Here is a 26074-nt window from a genome sequence, read left to right on the forward strand (position 1 = left end):
GTCTGAAAGGCGTAAATCGGCATTGCGCCTATAGAGCGGCGATGAGCGCGGGACTATGTTATCTGCGATCGGACGAGGTCCGCTCTGCAGGAGTCCATGAAATGAAAAAAACGCTGTTGTTACTGGCCGCGCTGCTGGCGCTGCCGCTGGCGAGCCAGGCCGACGTGTCCATCGGCGTGAACGTGCCGGGCCTGTCGTTGCATATCGGCGATCGCGACAATCGCGGCCACTACTGGGACGGCTATCGCTGGCGCGATCCGCGCTGGTGGGCCGATCACCACCGGTATGAACGCCCGCGCGGGTACTACTACGGCCCGCCGCCACGGGTGATTTACTACGGGCCTCCGCCGCGCGACTGGCGTGACCGGCCGCATTACCGCATGCCGCCACCGCCGCCGCCCGGCTATTACTACCGTCCAGGCCCGCGCTGGTAAGCGCTTACAGGCGCATCAGCTGGCGAAACTCTTTCACCTTGCTGCGGCTGACCGGCACTTCAAACTCAAGATCGCTCAGCCGCAGAATGTAGGTATTGTTGAACCAGGGCACGATCTCGCGGATCTTCGCCAGGTTTACGCAGTAAGAGCGGTGGCAGCGGAAGAAGTGCGCTTCCGGCAGCCGGCCGTAAAACTCGGTGATGTTCATCGGCATCACGAACTCTTCCCGGCGGGTATAGACCCGCGTCACCTTTTCATCGGCGGCGGCGTAGTAGATGTCGTTGATGTCGGTAACGATGATCCGCTCGTCTTTGATCAGGTTGATGCTGTGGCTGCCGCGGCTCGGCGCGCTGGTCGGTTCCGCCGCGCCGGCGGGACGCTGATGCAGCGCCTCCAGCTTTTGCAGCATGGTGACGATGCGCGCCTCGTGATAGGGCTTGAGGATATAGTCGAACGCCTCGATCTCGAACGCTTCCACCGCGTGCTCTTTATAGGCGGTGATAAACACGATAGACGGGCGATGCGCGAACTTGCTGATGTTTTGCGCCAGCAGCACGCCGTCCAATGACGGGATGTTGATGTCGAGGAAAATGGCGTCGACCTGGTGGGTTTGCAGGTATTTCAGGACGTCGAGGCCGTCCTCGAAGGTGGCGACGATATCGATATTGCTGTGTTTCTTGATCAGGTAGCTGAGTTCTTCCTGCGCGAGGAATTCGTCTTCCACGATGATGGCTTTCATGAGGCCTCCCCGACCGGCGGCGCGCTCGGTTCCTGATGCAGTTTGCCGCCGTTTTTGCTGATGTAGAACGCGATTTCGGTGCCCGGCTCCAGGCGGCGGATATGCAACCCCTCACCGTACAGCAGCGACACGCGGTGATGCACGTTGAGCAGGCCGATATTGTGGCCCGGCATTTCGTTGCGCGCCACCCGGTCGATGGTGTCCTGGTTGATGCCGTTACCGGTATCCTTCACCGAAATTTTCACCCGATCACCCTGATCCTTCACCGCGATCACCACCACCCCTTTCCCCTTACAGGGCTGGATGCCGTGCACGATGGCGTTCTCCACCAGCGGCTGGATCAGCAGGCTCGGAATGCGCACCGAGACATCGTCGTCGATGTCGTAGATCACCGTCAGCTTGGCGCCGAAGCGGGCCTGTTCGATGGCGATATAGTCCTGAATCTGATGTAACTCCTTGCGGATATCGATCAGTTCGTCGTTCAGCTCCAGGTTGTAGCGCAGGTAGCGCGACAGGTTAATGATCAGCTGGCGCGCGGTGTCCGGATTCAGGCGAATAGAGGAAGAGATGGCGTTCAGCGCGTTGAACAGGAAGTGCGGGTTAATCTTGCTCTGCAGCGCGCGCATTTCGGCCTTGTCCGCCATCTGGCGCAGGTGCTCGATGCGGGACACTTCCATCTGCGTGGAGATGATCTGCGACAGCCCGACCGCCATCACCTTCAGCGTGTTGGTGATCTGGTGGGCGTGGCAGTAGTAGATTTTCAGCGCGCCGGTCACTTCGCCTTTTTCCCACAGCGGCACCACCAGCTGCGAATGGATCTGCGGCGCCGCCGGGTTTTCCAGGTTGTTCTTGATGATGATTTTGCCGTGGCGAATGCTTTCGCGGGTGACGCGGCTCAGCCCTTCGCGGCCGATCGGGTAGGCTTCGCGCCCTACGCCGACGTAGGCCAGCACCTGATGGGTATCGGTGATCGCTACCGCGTCGGCGCGGATGTCCTGGCGAATGATATCGCAGATGGTGGCCAGCGATTCGCTGTTGATGTTGCGGAAATAGGGCAGCGTCTTGTGGGCGATATCCAGCGCCAGCTTGGCCTGGCGCGCGGCGATCACTTCTTTCTCATCCTCGACGCTCTGCACCAGCAGCACGATCAGGCCGATGCACACCGTGCCGAGGATCATCGGCAGGGCGATCTGCGACACGATGTCCAGCCCAAGCTCGGTCGGCTTGGCCCACAGCACGATCAGCAGCATGGTGAGGGATTCGCACAGCATGCCGCCGACGATGCCGGCACGCCAGCGCTGCTCTTTTTTCACCTTGAGGTTGATGTAACCGGCGCTGATGCCGGCGATGATGCTGGTGATAAGACAGGGCACCGACGTGATGCCGCCGATATCGATCAGATAGCGGTGCACGCCGGCGACGATGCCGGTGACGATCCCCACCCAGGGGCCGAACAGGATGCCGCCGGCCATGATGGCGATGACGCGCACGTTAACCAGCGATCCTTCGACGTTGATGCCGGAGTAGGTGCTGAACAGCGCGAACAGCGAGAAGATCGCCGTTACGATGCCGAGCTCGAGCGGCGTATGGTCTTCTTTTTGCAGCAGTTGGCGGAACAGCCGGGTGCGGGTCAGGAAAAACAGACAGATCAACATCAGCGCGGCGCGATCAAACACCGCCAACAGCATTTCAAAAAAAGGGTGCACGACGGGTTCTCGCTGCGGCCTACGGATGGCGGCAGTATACCACAGCGAAAGGGGCCCGTGGCGTGCGCCACGGGCGGGGGATCAGCCTATGCCGAGCTGCGCTTTGCCCAGCGGCGTCAGCAGGTCGACGGTGGCGCGGCCGTCGAAATCCACCTCGAAGTCGTCGGGGGCGAAGTCCGGCGGCGTTCTGCCGTCGATAAAGCTCGGCAGCTGGCGCTGCAGATAGGCGTCGTTTTTCGCGCAGCCCGGTGCGGCGGCGATGTACATCACGTTGCTGTCGAACTCGCCGTTATGCTCGTTCTCCACCGCGTGGATCACGTCGCAGTGCCAAAAGACCGTGTCGCCCGGCTCCAGATCGGGAATAGGGGAAATCCCACTTAATAAAAGGGGATGCCACTTTTCCGAGATCGACAGCGCGCGGCCCGGCGCCGCATCGCACAGATCGTCGTCGGCGACGTCGTCCTGCAGCGCGCGCAGCAGCACATAGGCCATGGCGTTGGCGATCGGCACCAGGTTCAGCGTACCGGCGTTGGTGCGCTGCGGCGTCAGCGCCGTCCAGCCCTGGAAGGTGCGGAACATCGAGCAGACCGCCGGGGAGGCTATCTCGCGCACCTCGGTGCGGCCGTCGGCGGCAAAGGGATCGTACTGCTGCCAGTCGCCGGAGAAAACGTGGCGATAGACATAGCGGAAGTTTTCGTCCAGCCAGCGCTCAATGGTGCCGCTGTCGACGTGCGGCGACAGGCCCAGCGACGAGGAGTTCGGCGGGCGGCGGCGGGTGCGATCGGCGTAGGTGGCGACGCGGGTCGGATCGAAATGCTGTTTGCCGTTGCTCTCGGTGGCCCACAGGCTGTTGAGGAACACCTGTACCGCATGCATGCGCGCATCCTGCCGCGCCTCGACCTGCGGTTTCGACCAATAGATGCCGTAGATCTGCGGTTTGCTGGCGGCCAGCTTGCCGAAATAGTTGTCTTCAGCGGCGTTTTTCAACCGCTCGACGAAGTTGTTACGCTCAAGGTAGTCGCCGATTTCCCGGTTCCAGTCCTCGGCCTTGGCGCGGGGAAACACGCCGCGAATGGCGCAGGCGCCGCGCTGTTTGATCAGCGCTATTTGCTGTTCGCTGACGCGCTGCTGCAGGATATCTTCCGCGTCGATCTGCGGCACCGGATTGTGGCCGGCGGCCAGCTCGCGGCGGATCTGTTCGACCTGGCCGCGGATGTTCTCTTCCAGCGCCAGAAATACGTCGCGGTAGTTCGGCAATGCCTGGCGCAGCTGGCGTTTGACGTTAACGATCGCCTGCGGAATATCGTCGATGACTAAAGAGGCCATGGTGTTCTCCTGGTGCCGCGTGGATAACGGCGGCGGGCAGTTGTAGGGAATCGGGCAAGACGTTATGGTTTTGTGGTTTTAACGTGAATGATTATCGGCAACCCATCGGGGAAAATAAAGAGATATCTTTCATTCGTAAGTTCCTCTTTTTCGTTTTTCGGAGATTTTATGAAGCTGGTCACTGAACGCCTGATCTTGCAGTCGATAACCGCCGAGGACTGGCCGATGTTTCTGCGCCTTTACCAGGATCCTGATGTGATCCGCTATATCGCCGATCCGCTCAGCGAAGCGGCGATCCGCGAGCGGTTTGAGGCTCGGCTGCCGGCCTGGGACAAACACGGCGAGCAGTGGTTGTGTCTGGTGATGCGTGAGAAGCACTGCGGAGAGGCGGTGGGCATTACCGGTTTTCGCCCGCAGTGGGTGCCGTATCGGCAGGCGGAAGTGGGATACGGGAGTCTGCCTGCCGGGCAGGGCAAGGGCTATGGCAAGGAGTCGCTGCGGGCGGTGCTGGATTTTGCGGTGAACGCCTGCGGCTTTCATAAGCTGACCGCCACCGTGACCGCGGGCAATCTCGCTTCGCGCGGGCTGCTGGAATCGTGCGGCTTTCAGCTGGAAGGCACGCTGCGCGACAACTACCGTCTGGCGGGGCAGTGGTGTGACGACTGGCTGTTCGGGCTGTTGGCGGCGGAGTTTCAGGGCGGCAAATAAAAATATCGCGCCGGGTATCGACAAGCTCGTCGGCGCTGCGCTATGTTCGATATTCGGTCAGTTCGCTGGCCTGCGTCGCTCGGACGGTCCGGGCGCTAACGTCTATCGAGGAATCCCCTATGGCTGATAACAGTCCACAGCGCCGTTTCACGCGCATTGAACGCCTTCCCCCTTATGTATTCAACATCACCGCCGAACTGAAGATGGCCGCACGCCGTCGCGGCGAGGATATTATCGACTTCAGCATGGGTAACCCCGACGGCCCGACGCCGCCGCACATCGTGGAAAAACTGTGCGCCGTCGCCCAGCGCGACGACACCCACGGTTACTCCACCTCGCGCGGCATTCCGCGCCTGCGCCGCGCGATTTCGCGCTGGTATGCCGATCGTTATCAGGTGGATATCGATCCGGAAAGCGAAGCCATCGTCACTATCGGTTCGAAAGAGGGGCTGGCGCATCTGATGCTGGCGACCCTCGATCACGGCGACACCGTGTTGGTGCCGAACCCCAGCTACCCGATCCACATTTACGGCGCGGTGATCGCCGGCGCCCAGGTGCGCTCGGTGCCGCTGGTGGACGGCGTGGATTTCTTCGGTGAGCTGGAGCGCGCCATTCGGGAAACCATTCCGCGTCCGAAAATGATGATCCTCGGCTTCCCGTCCAACCCGACCGCCCAGTGCGTAGAGCTGGATTTCTTCGAGCGGGTGGTGGCACTGGCCAAGCAGTACAACGTGCTGGTGATCCACGATCTGGCCTATGCCGATATCGTCTATGACGGCTGGAAAGCACCGTCGATCATGCAGGTGCCGGGGGCGAAAGACATTGCAGTGGAGTTCTTCACCCTGTCGAAAAGCTACAACATGGCCGGCTGGCGTATCGGTTTCATGGTCGGTAACCCTGAACTGGTCAGCGCGCTGGCGCGCATCAAGAGCTATCACGACTACGGCACCTTTACGCCGCTGCAGGTGGCGGCCATCGCCGCGCTGGAAGGCGATCAGCAGTGCGTGCGCGATATCGCCGAGCAGTATCGGCAGCGCCGCAACGTGTTGGTGAAGGGGCTGCACGAGGCCGGCTGGATGGTGGAAAACCCGAAGGCGTCGATGTACGTATGGGCGAAAATTCCTGAGCCTTATGCCCACCTCGGTTCGCTGGAGTTTGCCAAACGCCTGCTGGCGGAAGCCAAGGTCTGCGTCTCGCCGGGCATCGGCTTCGGCGACTACGGCGATACCCATGTGCGTTTCGCGCTGATCGAGAATCAGGATCGCATCCGCCAGGCGGTGCGCGGCATCAAGGCGATGTTCCGCGCGGACGGGCTGCTGAAACCGGGCAAGGCCGGCAGCGCCAAATAATCCTGTCAGGCCGGGCGTTCGCCCGGCCTTATTTTTTCCGTCCCAAGGTTTTCTTCATCATTTCCCCATTATGCTCAATTACGCTGAATTTTATTTTTTGGATAGAGTGTATGAGCAACCGCTACGCGCGATCGCAAATCGTTTTACATTGGCTGACTTTGCTGATGGTGATCCTCACCTATGCGGCGATGTTGCTGAAAGATTCGGTGCCGGAAGCGTGGGCGCCGATGGTCAAAAATCTGCACTTTAATTTTGGGGCTTCGGTTTTTGCCCTGATGCTGATTCGGTTGGCGGTGCGCGCTTTCCACGCGACGCCGCCGACCACGCCGCCGCTGGAGGAGTGGCAGGAGGTAGGCGCCAAGATCTTCCATTGGCTGCTGTACGTGGTCTTCCTGATGTTGCCGCTGCTGGGCATGTTAACCCTGGCCTACGGCGGGAAATCGTGGTCTTTGCTGGGCTGGCCGGTGCCGCAATGGGTGACGCCGGATCCGGTGATGCGCAAGCTGGTTAAAACGGTTCATGAGACGCTGGCGAACATCGGCTACTTTATCATTGGCGCACATGCGCTGGCGGCGCTGTATCATCACTACCTGCGTAAAGACGACACCCTGCGCCGCATGATGCCGGGCAAATGATCGTCAGCAGAAACGACAAAGGGACGCTTGCGCGTCCCTTTGGCTGTGTTCCTGGTCTGGCTACCGTCAGGCAACCATCAACATGAAGGTGCCAACCCAGGCAACCAGCATGAATGACACGCCCATCAAAAAATATTTCACTGAACAACTCCTGTCTGGAGTCCTCGCCAGCAATGATCCCGATTGTTGTGCTGAGTATTTTATGGGCAACCTGCTTGTCGGGCGGATTCTTCCAAATGAAAGAACAACGGCCCTACGTACAGGTTGTCCGGTTGTCGCGCCTCATGCTCCGTGAGGTAAAATCCGAACCGCGACAGGATCGGCGCTAATGTACTCTCAATACTGGTCTGATTTCAATACTGTGTTTTTGATCACAATTTTCGGCTGTTTTTTGCACAGCGCGGACTGTTTTATAACGCTTTTTATGGGCAAGCGACAGGAAGTAGCCTGCCGCTGCGGGGTTTTAAAATCGGGGTATTCAATGCGGTGCAGGCGCTCAAGCGACGGCGTTGATGCCGGTCGCCAAAATGACCCAAAAAACGAGACAAGACAGCAGAATAACGGCCCAGATATGACGGCGACTCCACTCCATTTTTAGCCTTCGTTGTTGCGACAAGTGATTAGGTATCGATCATATCGGCGCAAAATGGGGAAGATTTAGCCCCATCGGATAATATTTCGCTTACCTGCCGCTAACTTATTGGCAAACTTCACTTATTGTCACGCGCACTTCGTAGCCCAGCAGATACAGCGCCTGCTCCAACGCTTCAACCTTCGAGGCGTAGCCGATATCGAGCAACCGCTCCATTTGCCCGCCGTTGAATCCTAGCTTGCGTGCCAGCTCTGCTTTGCCGGTGTTTTTGCGCAGCATGGCGTTGTGCAGCTCGATCTTCAGCGCCACCAGCGCCGGCAGGTGTACTTTCAAGTCATCGGTTTGCGCAGGAGAAGGGGCGGGCAGAGGCAGGCCTTCATCCATCGTGGCGGCGATGGCGGCCAGCAGGCTTTCCTGCGCTTCCAGCTCGATGTCTTCGCGTTTATAGCAGGCAGATTGCCACTCGGGGAAGTCGTGGAAACCGATCTGCCAGGCGTCGGTGTCGCTGTCGAAGGTGTAATGGGCGGGGTAGTGGCTGTACATGGCAATCCCTGATTGAAACCTGAATGAGGCGCTATTGTGACGGCATGCCCGAGAGATAGCCAGCATGAACGTAGCCGTGGGGGAATTTAAATTGAAAGTAATAATTATTAGCAGGCAAATTTAATTTTATTGTGAGCAATATTCTTATTATTTTTTCCGGGAAGAAAGATTATTTAATTACGCGCTTGGATTAATATCTCTGTTGATGGGTGATAATGAGAATTAAAATCAAATATCACCCCGGTTTTTATACAATTTCACATGGAAGGGGAGGGATAAGAATATTGATCATGATAAAAATACATATGGTTGATTTTTATTGATTTAATTTTTTTCATTTCACTTATTAACAATTGTGAAATTACAGTTTCAGGCAGATATCACCTGGCTGCGGTATTCATTGGCAGCTTTATAAAATACTCTTTTTAGGCAAAGGCGCATTCGATTCTATTTAAGCGTGCGCCAGACTGAAATATTCATTACTCCATGCTTATTACCCGACGGCCTTAGCCGATTTTTCGGGTGCCTGCTCGCATTTCCACTTTGCCAGGACAGCTGCTCACGGATTAAAGGAATACCTCGTGCCTAAAGTTAACTCGCGTTCATTACGCTTTACCGAACGCCGCGCTATCAAATATGCAGCGTCATTGCTGCTTATCGGTTTATCCCTGCCGGCCGCCGCGCTGGCGGATGAACGCTATGACGCGCTGATCCGTCAGGCCAGATCGGGCGATACCGCGCCGGTGCTGGCGTATTTATCGCAGCGGCGTGCTCAGGTGGGGTTGAGCCTGCAGCAGCGAGCCGATTATATCCAGGTGGCCGGTTGGGCCGGCCACGACGAAGAGGTGGTCGCGCTTTGGCGTGCTGACGGCGCCGCGCTGCAGCGGGATAGCGCCAGTCTGGCGACGGCGGCTCGCGCCTATCGCAACCTGAAACAGTGGCAGCCATCGCTGCGCCTGTGGCGTGCGGCGTTGCAGCTCGCTCCCGCCGACGGCGGTCTGCAGCGCGGCTATGTGATGACGCTGGCGGATGCCGGACGGGATGCGCAGGCGCAAACGGAAGTGGCCAAAGCGGAGAAGCTGCTGGAGCCGGCGACGTGGTATCTGACGCGCGCCTATGTGGACCAGGCCGCCGGCCGCAGCTGGGCGGCGCTGGAAAACGTTACCCACGCCCGTGCGCTGGCGCCGTCTGACACCGGTATTCAGGCTTATTACGTGACGCTGCTGGCGGCGAATCGGGTCGCGGATCCGGCGCTGCGTGAAAGCCAAGGGCTGGCATTGCCGCCCGCGCAGCAGCGGCGCCTGCAGGCGGATGAAGCCGCCGAGCTGGTGCGGCTGTCGTTTATCGATGCTCGCGGCGAACAGGAACGCTTCGTCATTGCCGACCGCGCGCTGGTGCGCTATGACCAACTGCTGACGCAGTGGCGGCCGCTGCCGGAGGCGCAGGACAGCTACCAACAGGCACGTATCGATCGCCTGGGTGCGCTGCTGGCGCGTTATCGAATGGCCGACGTGGTGAGCGAGTATCAAACCTTGCAGGCGGAAGGGCGTACGGTGCCGGATTATGCCCAGCGCTGGGCGGCGTCCGCCTACCTCTATCTGCAGCAGCCGGACAAGGCGCAGGCCATTTTCGGCCGGCTGAACGCCGCCGCGCCGAAGGCGGTGACCGCCGAAGACGAAACCGATCTGTTTTACGCGCAGGCGGAGAACGAACGCATCGATCAGGCGGCGTTGCTGGCGCAGCGCGTCAGCCAGCGCTATCCCTACGCGACCCGCCTGTACCAGCTGCCGACGCTGGCCTACAACGATGACTGGCTGGTCGGCCAATCGCTGTTGGCGCAGTCGCGGGTTTATCAACGCGATCTGGCCGAGGCCGAACGGCAACTGACCCCTCTGGCGCGCACGGCGCCGGGCAATCAGGGGCTGCGTATCTCATTGGCCAGCGTTTATTTGGCGCGTGGCTGGCCGCGCCGTGCCGAGGATGAGCTGAAGCAGGTGGAAGGGCTGGAGCCGCGCAGCCTGCCGTTGGAGATCCAACAGGGCTATGTCGCGCAGGAGTTGCAGGAGTGGCGTCAGCTGGATTTGCTGGCCGACGACGTCATCCAGCGCGCGCCGGAAAGCGTCGCCGCTCAGCAGCTTGAACGTTCGCGCCGCATTCACCACATGTCTGAACTGCGCATCAGCGGCAATCAGGGCATCGACTCCGACGGGCCGGTCAGCGGCAGCCACGATTTCGGTATCCACACCGCGCTTTATTCACCGCCGATCGACGACAACTGGCGACTGTTCACCGGCTGGGGATTCAGCACCGGCCAGTTCGAGGAGGGCAAGGGCATCAACCGCGATCTCAGCGCCGGCGCCGAGTGGCGGTCGCGCGATCTGTGGCTGGAGGCCGAGGTGGCCAACCGCAACTACGGCCATGGCAATGAGCTCGGCCTGCGCCTCTCATCCTGGTATGACCTGAATGATCAATGGCGCCTCGGCGGTTCGGTGGCGCGGCTGTCGGCCGAGACGCCGCTGCGTGCGTTAACCAACGGCATCAGCGCCAACGGCGGCAACCTGTGGCTGCGTTGGCAGCAGAACGAAAGCCGCGAGCTGCGCGCCAGCGTGGCGCCTTCGCACTTTTCGGACGGCAACAACCGGCTGGAATACGGCCTGGAAGGGCGGCAGCGGCTGCTCGCCGGCGCCCGTTATCGGCTGGACATGAACCTGACGCTGTCCGGCAGCCGCAACAGCCAGGAGAACGTGCCGTATTACAACCCGAAGCGCGACTTCACGCTGCTGCCATCGTTAACGCTCGATCACACCCTGTATCGCCATTATCAGACCGAGTGGAGCCAGCAGTTCCAGGCCGGCGCCGGCAGCTATTGGCAGCGGGACTATGCGCGCAAGCCGATCACTCAGCTGGGTTACGGCCAGCGTGTCAGCTGGAACGGGGTGTTGGACGCCGGCGCGATGCTGCAGTTTGAGAAGCATCCTTACGACGGCAAACGCGAGCGAAACATCGGCGTGACGTTTGATCTGAATTATCGTTTTTAAAGGAATCATCATGCTTATTCGATCCTCGCTTTTAGTGCTGGCCGCGTTGCTGACCACCGCCTGCAGCCAGGCGGATGTGCCGCGCTTCACGCCACCGGCGGAGCGCCCCGTGGGGCCGATGGAACGCCCGTGGCCGGCCAACCGTTACGCGGTGCTGGCGTATCACGACGTGGAAGACGGCGCGGCGGACCAGCGCTACATGTCGGTGCGCACCAGCGCGCTTAACGAACAGTTCGCCTGGCTGAAGCAAAACGGCTACCAGCCGGTGTCGGTCGAGCAGATCCTGCAGGCGCAAAACGGCGGACCGGCGTTGCCGAACAAGGCGGTGCTGCTGACCTTCGACGACGGCTACCGCAGCTTCTACAGCCGGGTCTTCCCGCTGCTGAAGGCTTACAACTGGCCGGCGGTGCTGGCGCCGGTCGGCGTCTGGCTGGATGCACCGGCCGGCAAGCCGGTCGATTTCGGCGGCCTGATGACGCCGCGCGATCGCTTCCTCACCTGGCAGCAGGTGCGGGAAGTGTCGGACTCCGGATTGGTGGAGATCGGCGCGCACACCTACGCTTCGCATTACGGCGGCATCGCCAACCCGCAGGGCAATACCGAACCGGCGGTCGCCAATCGGCTGTACGACGCCAAACAGGGCCGCTACGAAAGTGAGGCGGAATACCGCCAACGCATCGAGAAGGACGTGGCGCTGATCACCCAGCGTATCACCGCCACCACCGGCAAGGCGCCGCGCGTGTGGGTCTGGCCGTACGGTGCGGCCGGCGGGGTGGCGCTGGACATCGCGCGCAAGCACGGTTACCGCATGGCGCTGACGCTGGAGAACGGGCTGGGAGACGTCAACGCGCCTGAGAACGTGCCGCGCATGCTGGTGGCCGGCAACCCGTCGTTGACGAGCTTCGCTCAGCAACTGACGCAAATACAGAATCGGCAGATCATGCGGGTGGCGCACGTCGATCTCGACTACCTCTACGATCCCGATCCACAGCAGCAGGCCAAAAACCTCGACAAGCTGATCCAGCGCATCTACGACCTGCGCATCAATACCGTTTTCTTGCAGGCGTTCGCCGATCCAAAAGGCGACGGCAACGTGCGTGAGCTCTATTTCCCCAACCGCTGGCTGCCGATGAAGGCCGACCTGTTCAACCGGGTCTCCTGGCAGCTCTCTTCGCGCACCGGCGTGGCCGTATATGCCTGGATGCCGGTGCTGGCGTTCGAACTGGGATCTGACGTGCCGCGCGTACAGCGCCTCGATCCGCAAAGCGGGCAGCTGTCGGTAGACGACAAGCAGTACCGCCGCCTGTCGCCGTTCAGCCCGGTGGCGCGCCAGCGCATCGGTGAGATCTACGAGGATCTGGCGGCCCACGCCACCTTTAAAGGGATCCTGTTCCACGACGATGCCCTGCTGTCGGACTTCGAGGACGCCGGCCCCGACGCCGTTGCGGCCTACCGCCAGGCCGGCTTCGCCGATTCGGTGGCGGCGATACGTCAGGATCCGCAGGCGATGGCGCGCTGGACACGCTTCAAGAGCCGGGCACTGATCGCGTTTACCCAGTCGCTGACCGAGCGAGTGCGGGCGATCCGCGGCCCGCAGGTGCAAACCGCGCGCAACATCTATGCGATGCCGGTCCTCGATCCCGCCAGCGAAGCCTGGTTCGGCCAGAATTTAGCGGATTTCCTGCAGGCCTACGACTGGGTAGCACCGATGGCGATGCCGCTGATGGAAAACGTGCCGCGCGCCGACAGCGGTCGCTGGCTGGATCAACTGGTGGGTAAAGTGGCCGCTTACCCCGGCGCGCTCGATAAAACGGTGTTTGAGTTGCAGGCTGTCGACTGGCGCAAGGAGCGCCGGATCAGCCTGGATGACGGTCAACTGCTGGCCGAATGGATGCGTCGCCTGCAGCGCAATGGCGCTCAGAGCTTTGGTTATTACCCCGACAACTTCCTCGACGATCGGCCTAAGCTGGATGCCGTTCGCCCGGTGTTGTCCTCAGCCTGGTTCCCACTGCCATGACCGATCGTTTAATTGCCTTATTTATCCTGTGTCTGGTGTTGAGCGTGCCTTTCGGCATCGTCCTGCTGTTTACCGGCGAAATGCTGCTCAACTTTGTGTTCTTCTGGCCGCTGTTCATGTCCGGTATCTGGATCGCCGGCGGCATCTATTTCTGGCTGCACCGCGAGCGCCACTGGCGCTGGAGCCCGGACATGCCCGCGCCGGCGCTGCCGGGCAACCCGTCGATCAGCGTGCTGATCCCCTGTTTCAACGAAGGGTTGAACGCGCGTGAAACCATTTCGGCGGCGATGGCGCAGCGCTATGAAAATATCGAAGTGATCGCCATCAATGACGGCTCCAGCGATGACACCGCCGAGGTGCTGGACCAGTTGACGCTGGAGTTCCCCCGTCTGCGGGTGATCCATCTGGCGCAAAATCAGGGCAAGGCGATCGCGCTGCAGGCGGGCGCGGCGGCGGCGCGCAGCGAGTATCTGGTGTGCATCGACGGCGATGCGCTGCTGGATCGCGATGCGGCAGCCTATTTGGTGGCGCCGCTGTTGGCCAATCCGCACGTCGGCGCCGTGACCGGCAACCCGCGCATCCGCACGCGCTCCACGCTGATCGGCCGCATCCAGGTCGGTGAGTTCTCGTCGATCATCGGCCTCATCAAGCGCACGCAGCGCGTCTATGGCCGCCTGTTCACCATCTCCGGCGTGGTGGCCGCGTTTCGTAAGCAAGCGCTTACCGATGTCGGCTACTGGAGCCAGGACATGATCACCGAAGACATCGACATCAGCTGGAAGCTGCAGCTCAAGCACTGGGCTATTTTCTTCGAACCGCGGGCGCTGTGCTGGATCCTGATGCCGGAGACCCTGCGCGGGTTGTGGAAGCAGCGTCTGCGCTGGGCGCAGGGCGGCGCCGAGGTGTTTTTAAAGAATCTGCGCAACCTGTGGGCCTGGGAGCACCGGCATATGTGGCTGCTGTTCGCCGAGTATTGCCTCTCCACGTTGTGGGCGTTCACTTACCTGGTCAGCGTGCTGATTTTCCTGGTCGGGCTGGCGGTGCCGCTGCCGGAGGGCATCCGCATTCACTCGTTGCTGACGCCGGCGTTTACCGGCCTGGTGCTGGGCGTGGTGTGCTTGCTGCAGTTCACCGTCAGCCTGCTGCTGGAGAAGCGCTATGAGAAGGGCTTCGGCCGCTCGCTGTTCTGGATCATCTGGTATCCGCTGGTGTATTGGCTGCTCAGCCTGCTGACCACGCTGGTGGCGTTTTCCAAAGTGATGTTGAAAGCTCGGCGCGGGCGTGCGCGCTGGATCAGCCCCGATCGGGGCATTGGGAGGATCAAAGAATGACGGACGTCCTGATTTATTCCGAACGCGGCCTGCTGCCGCGCGTGGTAGACAGCCTGCTGACGCTTTTCGCCTGGTGCGGCTTCCTTTATCTGTTCAGCCGCGGCTTGATGTCGGTGATGGATCAGCACGGGGTGGGTTCCGCCCTGTCGCTGCTGGAGGTGATCTCGCTGTATATCATTGTGGCGTTGTTCAATGCCGTCACGTTGATCGCCTGGGCCAAATACAACCAGTATTTCTCCCGCCGCAGGGCGGCCGGCCGCTGGCGGAAACAGCAACAGAACACCCACATCGGCTATATCACACCGGAGCTGACCCGGCAGCTGCGGCGTTTGCCGATCGCCGTGGTGTCCCATAACAGCGGCGGCGGCATCAGCCAGGTCAGCGGCAGGCTGACGGCGGCCGAACCGGCAGCGAACAAGGTGGTGCAGCTGCGTTAATCGCCAGCGTTGCCGTCCGGCTTGCGGCGCAGCCCGCCCGGCGGCAACAGCAGGGCGCAGATCATGACGGCCAGGCTGAACAGCGGCAGCCAGCGCGCCACCGGGCCGGGGGAGTAGTTGTTGAGCACCGAGCACACATAGCACGCCACGGCCAGCGCCCAACCGGGCAGACCGATATCGTTGAGCCGAAACGCGGTTTTGGCCATAAACCACGTCACCAGGCCAAAACAGAACAGCGCCCACACCATGATGCACAGCAGGTACAGCAACACCGAGACGAATTCTTCGGTATCGCCGTGCGCATGGGCGCGAAAATGGTTTTTATCCAGGTAGGTCGACAGAAACGACAGCAACACGATGCCGACGGCGAAGATCGCCAGCGAGAAAACAAAGGGTTTGCGCGAGATGCGCCCATGGTATAGGTCTTTGGCGAGTTGTCCGAGAGATTCCATCACAGTCCGTTGTCGTCATCATTGGCCGCCCGGCGGTGGCCGAATGGCAAGCAGCCGGGCATTTTAGCGGGGTAAACGGGGGCGTCAAGGTGATAATTTTTCTCATTTAGTTGCGGTTAAGATTCTGCGTGGCCGCACCGGGCGTCCTTTCACCGTGCAAAACGTCACAATTTGGCACGTTTGGCTACCTGACGCGGTAATTGGCGGCATAATCCTGTTTGTTCGCATTGAACAATGCATTAACATAACTCCCACTTATCTCTTGCATGGCTATATGGATATCCGATGCGTCACCTGGTTGCGCTTTTACCGCTGATTACCTTGCTTGCTGCCTGTAGCAGCACGCCGAAACCCAGTCCCACCGCTACGCCGCAGGGCACCTCGGTAAAGGGCGGCTTTTTGCTGAGCCCGGCGCACAGCGGCGCACCGCTGGGAGGGGATTTCGCCAATAACCCGAATACCGCACGCTTTATCGATAAGATGGTGCAGGAACACGGGTTTGACCGGCAGCAGCTGCACGACGTGCTGGCGCAGGCTCGGCGATTGGATTCGGTGCTGCGGCTGATGGACAGGCAGGCGCCGACGCCGTCTACCCAGGGGCCAACCGGGCCGAACGGCTCCTGGCTGCGCTACCGCAACAAGTTCATCACCCCGGATAACGTGCAAAACGGCGTGGTGTTCTGGAATCAATATCAGGATGCGCTGCAGCGTGCCTGGCAGGTGTACGGCGTGCCGCCGGAGATCATTGTGGGGATTATCGGCGTGGAGACCCGCTGGGGCCGCGTAATGGGTAAAACCCGTATTATCGACGCATTGGCGACGCTGGCCTTCGACTACCCGCGCCGCGCCGATTACTTCGCCGGTGAGCTGGAAACCTTCCTGCTGATGTCGCGCACCGAAGGTGACGATCCGCTCGAGCTGCGCGGCTCTTTCGCCGGTGCAATGGGCTATGGGCAGTTCATGCCTTCTTCCTTCAAAAGCTATGCGGTAGACTTCAACGGCGATGGGCATATCAACCTGTGGGATCCGGTCGATGCCATCGGCAGCGTGGCCAATTACTTCAAGGCGCACGGCTGGTCTAAAGGCGAGCCGGTCGCCATTCAGGCCAACGGCCAGGCGCCGGGATTGGAAAACGGCTTCAAGACTCGCTACTCGGTCGCCGCACTGGCTGAAGCCGGCCTAAGCCCGCAGGGATCGCTCGGTGATAATCAGGAAGCCAGTCTGCTGCGGCTGGACGTCGGCACCGGCTACCAGTATTGGTACGGCCTGCCGAACTTCTACACCATCACCCGCTACAACCACAGTACCCACTACGCCATGGCGGTGTGGCAACTGGGCGAAGCGGTAGGGCGCTCGGCGCGCGGCGGCTTCTGACGCTGCTTCAATCAACGAAAAAGGCCGCTTACGCGGCCTTTTTTACGTTCTGAGCAATCAGAAATCGTAACGCAGACGCACCACGGTCATATCACCGAGGTTGTCGGTGCTCGATGTCAGCACGTGCTCTACGTCAACGCGGAAGCCGTAGTCAAACTGTACGGTAACCCCGAGGCCGTTGTCGATGCGCTGATAGTTGCGGCCGCTGATGTATTCCAGGCGGTCGCCCATGAAGTACGGCATCACCGATTTCACGGCATACTGACCCACCGGCACGGTATAACCGGCCAGGTATTCGATACCCCACGCATCGCCGGCGAAGTAATTATTGACGTCGGCTTTCTTGGTGGTCAGGAAGTCGTTGTAGTAACCGCCGCCGAAGGTGAGCGTCCAGTTGTCCGGTTTCCAGCTGATGGCGGTACCGAAAATGTTCTGGTCATAACTCTTGCTGCCGCTGGTGGACGGGTTGCGCATTTCGGCGCGGGTGTAGTTCCAGGCGGTACCCCAGGTCAGATCCTGCGTAATGTGGTAATCCACGCCCAGTGAGCCGCCGCCTTTGCGCTTATAACGCAGGCCGTTGCCCGGCAGGTAGTCGCTGTCGCTGAACAGGTACGAGGCGTAAACGTCCGCATCGCCGAAGCGGTTCTTGTACTTCAGCATTTTGCGTGAACGGTAAGAGCCGTCGTAGTCGCCGTTGATGCCGTTGCCCGGTGCCTGGGCCAGCATGTCGTAGTCCCAGATATCGGTCTTGGCGCCAACCACGTCATAGTAAACGCTGTTTTGCTGACCGAAGGTCATCTGGCCCCAGGTGTTGCTTTTCAGGCCGGTATACAGCATACGGCGGCTGGTGTTTCTCGCGCCGTCGGCATAGTGGTGATCCCAGTCAAACAGCGCCGGAATGTTCACACCCAGCTCGTAGTAGCTGATCCAGCTGATATCGTCGAACAGGTAGTAGTCCGCTGCGAAACGGAAACGGGTGCCGCCATCGAAGCCGTTACGCTTGTAGGAGCCCTTGTCACCGTCGCCCGTCATGTTGTTGAACTGCGGACGGATGCTGCCGCCAACGGTGAAGTTCAGGCGGCTGAGCGGATCGCCGGCCTGTGGATCTTGCTTCAGCAGAGTGATTTCTGCCTGAGCGGCGAACGACGCGCTGCCGATCGCCAGACCCAGCGCCACCGCTTGAGTCACTACGCGCAATTTCATTGCCATATGTTATCCCTGTTTTATGTATGACCGTCCCATCAGCGCCGCCATGCCGATGTTTTGCGCAGAACGCTGCGTTTTCACGCATTTTGACGGTTTTTTTTGGTGTTTTAGCGGCGGGCGGCATTTGTAACATAAACGGTGAGATAAATAATTACTTTTCTTGCTAATTATTGGCCGGTTTTTGACCATTTCGTGCGGTGAAAAGGGGCATTATTTATGTCTTTCGATTCGGATGAATTCATTTAACGCTAAGGTTTATATTTTTCATTTGTCAGTCACCGGCACCTGCCTGTAATTTCAGTCTTGCAAGAGATAATTAATTTCAACCTGTCACCACCGTATTAACGTTAGCCATTTCTGCGTAATCGGCCGGCAGGAATAAGCGATTGGGAGGTCGCCATGAGAAACCTGTTAATGTTGTTAGTGGGGCTATTTTCACTGCCGGCGATGGCGGCGGAGTCGCACGTTTGCCATTCTCAAGCCTATGATTATGCGGAGGTTAGTAAACTCAGGCTATCTGACGACACCCTGTTTACCTGCCGCGGCGTGGGGCGCCTGACGATCCCGGAACTGGCGCGTAAAGGATGGAGGGTGATTCATTTAGCGCAGCAAACTGAATATACCGACTCCGTAGACAGCGATGGTGAGGTTATTAAGCTTTATCAGGAAATCGTGGTGTATAAAGAATAATTCGACGGTAGCCTGTTATTATTTCAACGACGGCGAGAATCCTATTATGAATGCAAGAGTCGGTATTGACGGCAGGGCCGCCGCCGCCATGGTGATGCTTTGCGCCATCTGGGGGATGCAGCAGGTGGCGATCAAGGCCGCCGAGCAGGATGTGTCGGCGGTGCTGCAAATTGCCATTCGCTCGGGCCTTGCCGCGCTGGGGGTATACCTGTTGGCGCGTTGCCGCGGTGAGTGTTTCACCTGGGATCGCGCCACGCTGAGCGCCGGTTTGAGCGTAGGGGCATTGTTCGCGCTGGAGTTCTTTTTTGTCTCCGAAGGGCTGCGCTACACCAGCGCCTCGCATATGGCGGTGTTTTTGTACACCGCGCCGCTGTTTTCTGCCCTCGGCCTGCATTTTCGCCTTCCTCAGGAGCGCCTGTCACCGGTGCAGTGGCTGGGCATGCTCATCGCCTTTGGCGGCGTGGTGCTGGCCATATCGGGCATGGCTGAGGGAAGCGGCGGAGCCGATCGGCTGAAAGGCGATTTCTATGGCCTGTTGGCGGGGATCGCCTGGGGTGGTTCTACCCTGGTGATCCGTACCACGCGCCTGGCGGAGTGCCCGGCCAAACAGACGCTGCTGTTCCAGTTGATGGGCGCCAGTGTACTGCTGTCGCTGTTGGCGATAGCGACGGACAATTTGCACGTCGTCCTGAGCCCGGTGGCCTGGAGCAGCCTGCTGTTCCAAACGGTGATCGTGTCGTTTTTCAGCTACCTGATCTGGTTTTCACTGCTGCGCCGTTATCAGGCCTCCTCGCTGGGCATTCTCACCTTTATGACGCCGGTATTCGGCATCCTGGCGGGGGTCGTCATTCTCGGCGAACCGCTGCAAATTGAGTTTGTATTGGGGGCCGTGCTGATCGTGCTGGGGTTAATCGTGGTGAGTTGTTCATATCTTATTTATTTTGACCGAAGGGTGGCACCAAAAATATAAATTATGGATGTTGATGTACAGAACTACCAAATAAGCTGCGAAAGCCAATTCATTATTCAGTTGCAAATATCCCGCTATGCCTGGGGCGTGCCGCTGATTACGCTCAGCGATAACGGTGATTTTACCGTGATAAGAAGCCGAGGCTGGTCGAGGTTGGCGAATGGGATGCAATTGGAGGTTTATTATTTTGCCAATAACTCCCTGCTGGCTTGGGATAAAAGCCGCAAATACATCTCTTATTCAAAGGCCGGCCGGCTCTACGCCTGCGCGCTGCATTTTTCTTATTCCCCCAAAGTAGAGCGCTAACCCTCTGGCCATCAGACCAGAGGGGAGATTTTCATGATCCACTGCTTAAATGCGAGGATCTTGGGCCACTGCCGCTCGGAAATGGTCGAGGTAAAATAGCAGTGCTCGCAGGGCACGGTCATATCGGTGAACGGAATGATCAGCTCGCCGCTTTTGATCCAGTCCTGCACCAGATTAAGCCGCCCCATGGCGACGCCAAGGTGCCGCGTGGCGGCCAGCACCGCGAGATCGGAACGGTCGAACTCCATGCTTTTACTGTCGGTATCCAGCCCCAGCGCAAAGTGTTGCGACCAGGTTTGCCACTCATCTTCGCCGGAGTTGTAGCGATCGTGCAGCAGCGTGCAGTGGACCAGGTTTTCCGGCGCATCGTACAGGTTATGTGCGGCGGCGTACTGCGGCGTGCAAATCGGCACCATCGATTCCTGCATAAAGGCCTCGTCCAGATGCCGCCCCGAGGGCAGTTTGCCGAAGTACATCGCCAGATCCACGCCGCGGTTGGCCAGGTTGATGATTTCCTGCCCGGTCAAAATGTTGAGGTGAATGGTGGGGTGCTGGGCGATAAAGTCGCCGATGCGCGGCAACAACAGACATTGCACCAGAGACGGGTGCGAGTAGAGGGTCAATGTCCCCGTCAACTCGCGATTTTTGATGTCCAGAATTTCCTGGTTCAAGGTGTTGAACGAGCTGTTCAGCGCCCATTGCATGCGCTCGCCCTCCGGCGTCAGGGTAATTCTGCGATGAAAGCGCTGGAATAGCAGAAAGCCCAATTCTTTTTCGAGCAAATTAATGCGGTGGCTTACGGCGCTCGGGGTGATCGACAATTCTTGCGCCGCCAGCGCAAAAGATAAATGGCGGGCGACGCATTCGAAAGTATGCAGCCGAGAAAATTGATAGCTGGTGAGCGGGGTGGCCCGCTGTGAATGTTTTTTACTGGGGAACATGCTATTTCTCCGTGCGCGCAATGCGCCAATATTAACATCTAATGAAGAGAGGGATAAACCCAGATTGACTGATAGAGTCGGTTTTTAAACTGACGGTTTTAGCGATGTTGATGATAGGCCGATGAAGCGTATAAAAACCGGAAATAACAGCCGGTGGGCGCTTTGATTGAGACGCTGATGATAATCAGGAATAGGATGAATATAATAAAATGACGCATTGTTAAACGGCGAGTAATGACGGTATGCGACAGCCTGAACGATAAAGGCTCGTATTTAATAAGGGATATAACGGCTTAGTCACAATAATTCTCCGTCGTGACGACGCGGAGTACCCGTTAGTCATCATTGCCGGCGCAACGGATGAATAAATCGATAAGATCGCATGTTCGCTCTTTGGCCGAAAAGAACCGCGCCCGGTGGTGACCTGCCGGGCGCGACATTCAGTGAAAAGCGGTGTGCTGGTCGGCGCGCATCAACGGCGGCGCAGCAGCAGGCCGGTCAACAGACCTGCGCCGGCAATGAGGGCTAATGCGGCGAGGGGGTTTTTCTTCATCATGCTGCCGGCACAGCCCAGGGCGTCACCGAATTTTTCTTGCAGCGCGCCCGCTGCATAGCGCGTGGCGCCTTCGGCCTGCAAACGTTCGTTTCCGGTGACATCGCCCGCCATTTCCTGCGCTTTGCCTGCCACTTTTTCCATCATGCCATTGGCTTTTTCGCTGTTCATTATGATGCGCTCCTAAGGTTCGATCCGTTTGGCTCTCGCACAGGGCGAAAGCCTGCATTTGCACCTCCATGTTATGCACTTCACTCTGCGCTCATAAGGGGCGTTTGCATTGGTGCGGATAGTGCATTTGCAGGTTATTTGCCGTTCCTGGAGGCTGCTCCGCCGGTAAACAGCCCGCGCTCTCTGGCCCAGACGATGGCTTCGCTGCGGCTGTGCACGCCGAGTTTGGAATAGACCGTCGCGACATGATTGCGGATGGTGTTGAGCGCCAGATTGAGACGCGCCGCGATTTTCTTGTCCGGCAGCCCCTCGCAAATCAATTCCAGCACATCGCGCTCGCGCGGCGTGAGATCGCTGGCGGCAAACCCGGCCTGGTCGGGCCGGTTGATGCTTTTCACGTTGGCCAGTTTTTCGATCAGGGTTTGGCTGAACCACGAGGCATCCTGCATTACTTCTTCGATGGCATTGACCAGCTCCAGCTCCGAGCGTTTGCGTTCGGTAATGTCCATGAGCACCAGCAGGTAGCAGGGCGCATTATGGATACTGACGGCATCCGCCGAGGCCACGCAGTCGATTAACTCGTTCCCTTTCTTTCGCACTTGGATGTCCAGCCCTTCAACGTTGCCGCTTTTTTCCAGTGCGGCAAACAAACGGCGGTTCGCCTCGGGATCGTCAATAAACTGGATCTCACCGACCGTTTTGCCGATTAACGCTTCGGCGTCGTACTCGGTAGTGCGGGTGAATGCTTCGTTGACGTCCAGCACGCGCCGCTCGTGCGCGGTACACACCAGCGTCGGCACCGGGCTCAGGCGAAATGCCTTGGCGAACCGCTCTTCACTTTCTCGCAGCGCCGATTCCGCCAGGCGCCGGGGCTCGAGATCGGTAAAAGTGAACAGCATGCAGTCGTCTTCATTGATATCCAGCGGTTGACCGGCAACCACCACCAGCTTGCTTCCTCCGCCGGGCAGTTTCAGCTCGGCCTCCATCTGCGGAATAGTGGCGCCTTCCCCCAGGCGCTGAACCGCCAGCTCTTTGCGCTCTGCCTGTTCCAAAACGTCGAGTTCATAAACCGAACGTCCCATAACCTGTTCACGCTGGTAACCGGTCATATCAAGGAACCCTTGGTTGACCTTGACGTAACGCAGATCGCTGAGCCGACAAATGACCGCCGGCGCCGGATTGGCGTTGAAGGTTTTTTCAAAGCGCTGTTCGGCGCTGGCCCACTCCGTCGCGTCGCTCAGGATCAGCGCCAGCAGCTCCGGCTGCCCCTGCGCATCGGTGATAATCAGGCTCCGCAGGCGGTGCACCCAGAAACTCTCCGGATCGTCGACCTGCCGAACCTCCACCACCACGTCGGTGAAGGTTTCGCCATCGGCAACCCGGTTCAGCGGGTACTGTTTCAGCGCCAGCGGGTGATTGTTGCGATAACGCAGGGCAAAACGCGCCGCGTACTCGTCGGCATTGGCCCCCAGGGCTTTCTGGTGGCTCACGCCGTGCATCGCCAACGCGGCCTCGTTGGCCCAGAGCAGCGTTTGATCGGTATCCGTCAGGATCACGCCGTCGGACAAGCCGGAGATGATTTGCTGCAGGTGGCCGCGGTGGGTTTCGCTGGCCAGGACGGATGGGTTCATGTGCTCTCCGCTAGACAGAAGGGGAGCGACCTCTGACGGGGCCGCGGGTTACGCTACTCGCTGAGCAGCTTAGTGCATAACGTGCGTATTCGCAGGGTGTGAATGCACTAGTCATTCTGGCGCAAATGAACCGGGACGGCCGATGACGCCGCGCGGCAGACTGAATTTGTCTGCGCGGTGATCCACCGTGCGTGCAATCACTTGTCCAGAAAATATAAGGAACAACGATGACCACTGTCTATGAATCAAATCGCTTTGCGTTTCAGGTGTCATGGGGCTCGATATTGGCCGGGAGTGCCGTGGCGCTGGTGACTTATCTGATCTTCAGCGTGCTGGGCACGGCTATTGGCGCCCAGGCCGTGGATATGATGCAAAAGGGCAATCCGCTGAGCGGCTTTGGCACCGGCACCGGGATCTGGCTGCTGGTTTCCTCGTTGGCATCGCTGGCCGCCGGCGCGTTCGTCGCCGGACGCACCGCGCCGAACCGCGGCGGTTTGCATGGCCTGCTGAGTTGGGCGATCACCACCTTGCTGACCACCTGGCTGATGGTTTCATTGGCGAGTGGCGTGGTAGGGCTGGCGGGCAGCGCGGTGGGCAAAGGGCTTTCGCTGGCGGGCAGCGGCCTGGCGGCGGCAGCGCCAAACGTGGGTGAAGGCCTCAAGCAACAGCTGGATAAAAAGGGCATTAGCCTTGACTGGGGAAGCCTGGAAAATCAGTTGAACGCCACGCTCAAGCAGACCGGTAAGCCGGAACTGGATCCGGCTCGGTTAGAACAGAAGGCCGATAGAGCGACCGCCGACGGCAAACAATCAGCCATGGACGCGGCTGCCGATCCGGAGCAGGCCGCATCCGAGCTTAAGCAGTGGTTCGACCGCGTCAAGCAGTCCGGTGAGCCGACGCTGAGCGCGGCCGACAAGGATGCGTTGGTGAATATCGTTGCGGCGCGTACCGGCAAGAGCCGCGATGAAGCGAGCCAAATCGTCGATAACTACGCTCAGGCTTACCAGCAGGCGGTGCAGAAAGTGGAAAAACTCAAGGCCGAGGCCGAGCAGAAAGCGCGTGAAGCGGCCGATGAAGCGGCCAGACAGCTGTCTCGCGCCGCGTGGGGTTCACTGTTGGTGCTGCTGTTGGGCGCCGCGCTGAGCGCCGGCGTGGGGCGGATTGCCGAATCAACCCGCCGCACTGTCGCGGTGAGTTGAGATGAAAAAAAATCTGTCGTGTATCTCGCTGAATTATCGAAAAGTGGCGGGAGCCTCTGCTCCCGTGCTCGTCATCGATTTTTGCAATGAGAACAACGAGCGCTATACCCTGCGCTACAACCTGCCGCCGGATACCCCGGAACGCACCGAGCGGCGGGTGTCTTTGCTGCTGTATCTGTTGCGTAAGCACAGGTCCGCAGAGATCGACAACCTGGCGGATTAATCAGTCCGTTGATGAAAAGCCCGGCTCGTAAAGCCGGGCTTTTTGCTGTGCTGTGGCAACAAAGCACAGCGCAATCAGACACGGCACTGTTACGAGGGAAGAGCGGGGCATAAGTGGCGCTCCCAATTGGCGTGGAGGGTAAAATAGGGCATTGAGCAAGATATGTTAAAATATCGGTCCCTCGCAGTGTTGGAAAAGAGATAAAAGCAACGCGCCATTACGAACTGTGATTATCTGGCCTGATGTTCAGGCAATGGGTCTACCTCTATCTTTTTTCAACCACGGCGCATGTTTTTACTCATTAGTCTCAATAAATTTCATCAATCGGTCTGATTATAAAATGCATTTTAATTTGTAATGATGAAATTCCTATTTGGTCATGCCGCGGGGGTGTGAAAAAACACTTTAAGATAAAACAATTAACATAAAGTGTGATTCGCCTTGGCCGAGCAAGTGCATCTTTAATGGATGCACTTTGCATGAGGCATTTTTTATTCACGGGTTTTTCGCAAGCGCATTTATATAACATGATCATTTTCAGTTATTTATATGATGACTTTTCCTATGCCGAAAAAATTGCATTGACAAGGTGGTTTTTTTTAGGATTAATCTTAATGACTTGATTTGAGAGGTTGCCGATTTTAATAAAAAGGACACGACTTTTATAAAGACAGGGAGCGCTCATGGATTATAGAAAAGATATTCTTGTACAGGTCTTGGAGTATATGGAGAAAAATATTATAGAGGGGCTTTCCGTTGAGAAGGTTTCCATAATCTCAGGTTACTCTAAATGGCATTTGCAACGGTTGTTTAAACACTATTTTGGCATTACGTTAGGGACGTATATCAGGAATAGAAAACTGAGCCGGTCCGCTGTCTTGCTCAAACAGCATCAAGGTAACATATTGGATGTCGCTCTGGCATCGGGCTTTGCTTCTCAGCAGTGCTACACGCGGGCATTCAAACGTTTTTTTGGCGAAACGCCCAACAGCTTTAGAAACAGCCGAGGATGGGATTTCTCCACCCAGATCCCACCGTATGGCAGCGACAATAAACCCTATTTTTATCATACGGTCATGCCGGATGATATCGAGATGTTGAAGCAGTACAAAGCATTGATTTTCCACTCCGTAAGGAAGTACAGAGATGCCAGTGAAATTACCCAGACGAATGATAAATGGCTAGGCAAAAATGGAAGGGCTTATAGCGTAGAAAAAAGAAAAGGAGGGAGAGCATATGCCTCCAGCAAGGAGCAAGAGGTTTTTCATTCCATATTTAACTTCTATATACCTATGGGGAAGTATATTGTTATTCCCTTTATAGGGGAGCTTCCTGAGTATATTGCCTTTTTTGAGGGTATCTATGACGCCCATCTGCCGGCTATTAATGTCAAAATGAGGGAGAGCTTTTTTATCGAATTATACAGGCCCGAGCATTTAAACAGTAAGATCATCAATGTCGATATACTTATTCCTGTGGCGTAGTGTTGAGGAAAGGAGGCAT

General features: G+C 58.4%; 25 protein-coding genes. 15 read left to right on the forward strand and 10 right to left on the reverse strand.

What is annotated here, in order from left to right:
* Nucleotides 1-101 precede the first annotated feature (101 nt).
* Entirely contained in the window at nt 102-434 is a 333-nt protein-coding gene (locus tag FUU19_RS18685) for a DUF2502 domain-containing protein (RefSeq protein ID WP_019453817.1), read from the forward strand.
* 4 nt (nt 435-438) lie between these two features.
* Here the strand turns inward: FUU19_RS18685 and FUU19_RS18690 are convergent, their stop codons facing one another.
* The 3 genes from FUU19_RS18690 to FUU19_RS18700 all read right to left on the reverse strand — a co-directional run bounded on the left by FUU19_RS18690 (nt 439) and on the right by FUU19_RS18700 (nt 4205).
* On the reverse strand, nt 439-1173 hold the full coding sequence (locus FUU19_RS18690; protein ID WP_141967460.1) for a LytR/AlgR family response regulator transcription factor: 735 nt from the start codon (nt 1171-1173) through the stop codon (nt 439-441).
* Nucleotides 1170-2861, reverse strand: a complete 1692-nt coding sequence (locus FUU19_RS18695) for a sensor histidine kinase (protein ID WP_141972831.1) — start codon at nt 2859-2861, stop codon at nt 1170-1172. The genes FUU19_RS18690 and FUU19_RS18695 overlap by 4 nt, the downstream gene beginning before the upstream one ends.
* A gap of 99 nt (nt 2862-2960) precedes the next feature.
* Nucleotides 2961-4205, reverse strand: coding sequence for a DUF1479 domain-containing protein (locus FUU19_RS18700; RefSeq protein ID WP_141967462.1), 1245 nt, complete (start codon nt 4203-4205; stop codon nt 2961-2963).
* A gap of 168 nt (nt 4206-4373) precedes the next feature.
* Here FUU19_RS18700 and FUU19_RS18705 point away from each other — a divergent pair, with 168 nt between their 5' ends.
* The 3 genes from FUU19_RS18705 to FUU19_RS18715 all read left to right on the forward strand — a co-directional run bounded on the left by FUU19_RS18705 (nt 4374) and on the right by FUU19_RS18715 (nt 6897).
* Entirely contained in the window at nt 4374-4913 is a 540-nt protein-coding gene (locus tag FUU19_RS18705; RefSeq protein ID WP_230490620.1) for a GNAT family N-acetyltransferase, read from the forward strand.
* A 119-nt stretch (nt 4914-5032) separates the two neighbouring features.
* The gene (gene alaC, locus FUU19_RS18710; protein ID WP_016926818.1) at nt 5033-6262 is read left to right on the forward strand and encodes an alanine transaminase; all 1230 of its coding nucleotides are present in this window, start codon (nt 5033-5035) and stop codon (nt 6260-6262) included.
* Between the two features lie 110 nt (nt 6263-6372).
* Nucleotides 6373-6897 (forward strand): cytochrome b, encoded by a 525-nt coding sequence (locus tag FUU19_RS18715; protein ID WP_197834036.1) that lies wholly within the window; start codon nt 6373-6375, stop codon nt 6895-6897.
* 66 nt (nt 6898-6963) lie between these two features.
* On the opposite strand, the gene ypdK is transcribed toward FUU19_RS18715, so the two are convergent.
* Together ypdK and FUU19_RS18725 are read right to left on the reverse strand one after the other, a co-directional pair.
* The gene (gene ypdK, locus FUU19_RS18720; RefSeq protein WP_099782600.1) at nt 6964-7038 is read right to left on the reverse strand and encodes a membrane protein YpdK; all 75 of its coding nucleotides are present in this window, start codon (nt 7036-7038) and stop codon (nt 6964-6966) included.
* Between the two features lie 556 nt (nt 7039-7594).
* Nucleotides 7595-8032 (reverse strand): type II toxin-antitoxin system HicB family antitoxin, encoded by a 438-nt coding sequence (locus tag FUU19_RS18725; protein WP_230490621.1) that lies wholly within the window; start codon nt 8030-8032, stop codon nt 7595-7597.
* 581 nt (nt 8033-8613) lie between these two features.
* Here FUU19_RS18725 and pgaA point away from each other — a divergent pair.
* The 4 genes from pgaA to pgaD are packed head-to-tail and all read left to right on the forward strand — an operon-like array spanning nt 8614 to nt 14855.
* Nucleotides 8614-11070 carry a poly-beta-1,6 N-acetyl-D-glucosamine export porin PgaA gene (pgaA, locus tag FUU19_RS18730; protein ID WP_230490622.1) on the forward strand — a complete coding sequence of 819 codons (2457 nt, stop codon included), beginning with the start codon at nt 8614-8616 and terminating at the stop codon, nt 11068-11070.
* 10 nt (nt 11071-11080) lie between these two features.
* Nucleotides 11081-13087: a poly-beta-1,6-N-acetyl-D-glucosamine N-deacetylase PgaB gene (gene pgaB / locus FUU19_RS18735; RefSeq protein ID WP_197834038.1), complete on the forward strand. Its 2007-nt coding sequence runs from the start codon at nt 11081-11083 to the stop codon at nt 13085-13087.
* Complete coding sequence (gene pgaC, locus FUU19_RS18740) at nt 13084-14418, forward strand: poly-beta-1,6-N-acetyl-D-glucosamine synthase (RefSeq protein WP_141967474.1); 1335 nt, start codon at nt 13084-13086, stop codon at nt 14416-14418. Before pgaB ends, pgaC begins: the two co-directional genes overlap by 4 nt.
* Nucleotides 14415-14855 carry a poly-beta-1,6-N-acetyl-D-glucosamine biosynthesis protein PgaD gene (gene pgaD / locus FUU19_RS18745; protein WP_019453806.1) on the forward strand — a complete coding sequence of 147 codons (441 nt, stop codon included), beginning with the start codon at nt 14415-14417 and terminating at the stop codon, nt 14853-14855. The genes pgaC and pgaD overlap by 4 nt, the downstream gene beginning before the upstream one ends.
* Here pgaD and FUU19_RS18750 read toward each other — a convergent pair.
* The gene (locus FUU19_RS18750) at nt 14852-15307 is read right to left on the reverse strand and encodes a DUF805 domain-containing protein (RefSeq protein WP_141967478.1); all 456 of its coding nucleotides are present in this window, start codon (nt 15305-15307) and stop codon (nt 14852-14854) included. The genes pgaD and FUU19_RS18750 overlap by 4 nt on opposite strands.
* A gap of 285 nt (nt 15308-15592) precedes the next feature.
* Here FUU19_RS18750 and mltB point away from each other — a divergent pair, with 285 nt between their 5' ends.
* Nucleotides 15593-16681, forward strand: coding sequence for a lytic murein transglycosylase B (gene mltB, locus FUU19_RS18755; protein ID WP_141967480.1), 1089 nt, complete (start codon nt 15593-15595; stop codon nt 16679-16681).
* Between the two features lie 57 nt (nt 16682-16738).
* Here the strand turns inward: mltB and FUU19_RS18760 are convergent, their stop codons facing one another.
* Complete coding sequence (locus FUU19_RS18760) at nt 16739-17890, reverse strand: porin (RefSeq protein ID WP_025303743.1); 1152 nt, start codon at nt 17888-17890, stop codon at nt 16739-16741.
* Nucleotides 17891-18286: 396 nt separating this feature from the next.
* On the opposite strand from FUU19_RS18760, the gene FUU19_RS18765 reads away from it, so the two are divergent.
* Genes FUU19_RS18765 through FUU19_RS18775 form a run of 3 tightly spaced genes read left to right on the forward strand, consistent with a single transcriptional unit; the run spans nt 18287 to nt 19853 of the window.
* Entirely contained in the window at nt 18287-18577 is a 291-nt protein-coding gene (locus FUU19_RS18765; protein ID WP_049200124.1) for a hypothetical protein, read from the forward strand.
* Between the two features lie 46 nt (nt 18578-18623).
* Nucleotides 18624-19547 (forward strand): DMT family transporter, encoded by a 924-nt coding sequence (locus FUU19_RS18770; protein ID WP_141967484.1) that lies wholly within the window; start codon nt 18624-18626, stop codon nt 19545-19547.
* A 3-nt stretch (nt 19548-19550) separates the two neighbouring features.
* Nucleotides 19551-19853 carry a hypothetical protein gene (locus tag FUU19_RS18775; RefSeq protein ID WP_141967486.1) on the forward strand — a complete coding sequence of 101 codons (303 nt, stop codon included), beginning with the start codon at nt 19551-19553 and terminating at the stop codon, nt 19851-19853.
* An 11-nt stretch (nt 19854-19864) separates the two neighbouring features.
* Here FUU19_RS18775 and dsdC read toward each other — a convergent pair whose 3' ends face one another.
* The 3 genes from dsdC to FUU19_RS18790 form a co-directional block, all read right to left on the reverse strand.
* Nucleotides 19865-20794, reverse strand: a complete 930-nt coding sequence (gene dsdC, locus FUU19_RS18780; RefSeq protein ID WP_141967488.1) for a DNA-binding transcriptional regulator DsdC — start codon at nt 20792-20794, stop codon at nt 19865-19867.
* Nucleotides 20795-21266: 472 nt separating this feature from the next.
* Nucleotides 21267-21518 (reverse strand): CsbD family protein, encoded by a 252-nt coding sequence (locus tag FUU19_RS18785; RefSeq protein ID WP_141967490.1) that lies wholly within the window; start codon nt 21516-21518, stop codon nt 21267-21269.
* 134 nt (nt 21519-21652) lie between these two features.
* A complete protein-coding gene (locus FUU19_RS18790) occupies nt 21653-23149 on the reverse strand; it encodes a helix-turn-helix transcriptional regulator (RefSeq protein WP_230490623.1) in 1497 nt (498 codons plus the stop codon).
* A 227-nt stretch (nt 23150-23376) separates the two neighbouring features.
* Between FUU19_RS18790 and FUU19_RS18795 the strand changes: the two genes are divergently transcribed.
* The 3 genes from FUU19_RS18795 (at nt 23377) to FUU19_RS18805 (ending at nt 26055) form a co-directional block, all read left to right on the forward strand.
* Complete coding sequence (locus tag FUU19_RS18795) at nt 23377-24348, forward strand: TIGR04086 family membrane protein (RefSeq protein ID WP_230490624.1); 972 nt, start codon at nt 23377-23379, stop codon at nt 24346-24348.
* A 64-nt stretch (nt 24349-24412) separates the two neighbouring features.
* A complete protein-coding gene (locus tag FUU19_RS18800; RefSeq protein WP_230201404.1) occupies nt 24413-24571 on the forward strand; it encodes a hypothetical protein in 159 nt (52 codons plus the stop codon).
* A gap of 683 nt (nt 24572-25254) precedes the next feature.
* Nucleotides 25255-26055, forward strand: coding sequence for a helix-turn-helix domain-containing protein (locus FUU19_RS18805; RefSeq protein ID WP_230490625.1), 801 nt, complete (start codon nt 25255-25257; stop codon nt 26053-26055).
* Nucleotides 26056-26074: the final 19 nt, after the last annotated feature.

Source organism: Serratia montpellierensis (genome assembly GCF_020858655.1).
In the GTDB taxonomy this organism is placed as follows: Bacteria; Pseudomonadota; Gammaproteobacteria; order Enterobacterales; family Enterobacteriaceae; genus Serratia; species Serratia montpellierensis.